Below are 1,660 nucleotides of genomic sequence, written 5' to 3' on the forward strand. Positions count from 1 at the left end.
ATGCCCGATTTGTTCAAACAAACGTTGGCTACTACGCCATCACCCAATAAAATCAGCATCGCTGTTGCCAAAAATTCCGCTAAATATACCATAACTACGCTCCTCTACATCATTTTAATTGTGTACGGTTTTACGTGTTTGGAAGTAAGCGCCTATTTTGCCCAACCAAAGGAATAGGTTACTGCCTTCTGCCAGCCCGCAACCAGCTCATCCCGAACAGCAGCGTCCAGGTCAGGGGTAAAGGTACGGGAGATTTGCCAGTTCTCTACAACGTCTTCTTTGCTCTTCCAGTAGCCTACCGCTAAACCGGCGAGGTAAGCTGCGCCCAAGGCTGTGGTCTCAATGCAGATTGGACGGTCAACTGGAGCACCGATGATATCGGACTGGAACTGCATTAAGAAATTGTTTGCGCAAGCGCCGCCATCCACCTTGAGTGAGGTCAGCGTAATGCCCGAATCCTCCTGCATTGCTTTGAGCACGTCGTTGGTCTGGTAAGCCAACGATTCCAGCGTTGCGCGGATGATATGATATTTGTTTGCACCGCGGGTAAGCCCAACGATGGCGCCGCGCGCATACTGATCCCAGTGGGGGGCACCCAGCCCTACAAACGCAGGAACCACGTATACGCCGTTGGTGTCTTTCACCTTGCCGGCCATATACTCGGAATCCGGTGCGCTGTCAATCAGCTTTACTTCATCGCGAAGCCATTGAATTGCAGCACCTGCAACGAAAATAGAGCCCTCCAGTGCATAGTTCACCTTACCGTCAATGCCCCACGCAATGGTGGTAAGCAGCCCGTTTTTGGAGTAAACCGGAGTTTCGCCTGTGTTCATCAGCATAAAGCAGCCGGTGCCGTAGGTGTTTTTCGCAGTACCCTCGGTAAAGCAGGTTTGCCCGAACAACGCGGATTGCTGGTCGCCGGCTGCGCCTGCAATTGGAATTGCACCGCCAAAAATCTCAGGGTCTGTCTCACCGTATACATAACTGGATGGTTTTGCCTCGGGGAGCATGCACAGCGGGATGTTCATTTCGGCGAGAATCTCCTCATCCCATTTCAGTTCCTTGATGTTGAACAGAAGCGTTCTGGATGCATTGGAATAATCCGTTACATGAACCTTGCCTCTTGTCAGCTTCCAGATCAGCCAGGTATCAATCGTACCAAACAGCAGCTCTCCGTTTTCTGCTTTTTCACGTGCACCCGGTACATTCTCCAAAATCCACCGAACTTTTGTGCCGGAGAAATACGCGTCAATCATCAAACCGGTTTTTTCGCGGAAGCTTTCGATCAGCCCCTTTTCTTTCAGGCTGTCGCAATACTCAGCGGTACGTCTGCACTGCCACACAATGGCATGGCAAACAGGCTCGCCGGTTGTTTTGTCCCACACAACCGTGGTTTCGCGCTGGTTTGTAATACCAATTGCAGCAATATCCTTTGCGGTTGCACCTGCTTTTTCCATGGCTTCATGCGCAACGCCTACCTGTGTCGCCCAAATCTCCGTTGCATCATGCTCTACCCAGCCTGTGTGGGGATAATACTGTGTAAACTCTTTTTGAGCCACACTCACCATATCACCCTTTTCATTGAACAGGATGCAGCGTGAACTGGTTGTTCCCTGGTCGAGTGCCATTATGTACTTTCCCATTTTAATTGCCTCCTTAT

General features: G+C 50.7%; 1 protein-coding gene and 1 pseudogene. Both read right to left on the reverse strand.

The window, feature by feature from the left end; translation table 11 throughout:
- Positions 1–92, reverse strand: a pseudogene (locus tag RTV33_RS15595) (aquaporin); the annotation flags it as partial.
- Positions 93–152: 60 nt separating this feature from the next.
- Positions 153–1,643 (reverse strand): glycerol kinase GlpK, encoded by a 1,491-nt coding sequence (glpK, locus tag RTV33_RS15600; RefSeq protein ID WP_312645775.1) that lies wholly within the window; start codon positions 1,641–1,643, stop codon positions 153–155.
- Between the last annotated feature and the right edge of the window lie 17 nt (positions 1,644–1,660).

It is taken from the genome of Hydrogenoanaerobacterium sp. (assembly GCF_032017025.1).
Classification (GTDB): domain Bacteria; phylum Bacillota; class Clostridia; order Oscillospirales; family Ruminococcaceae; genus Hydrogenoanaerobacterium.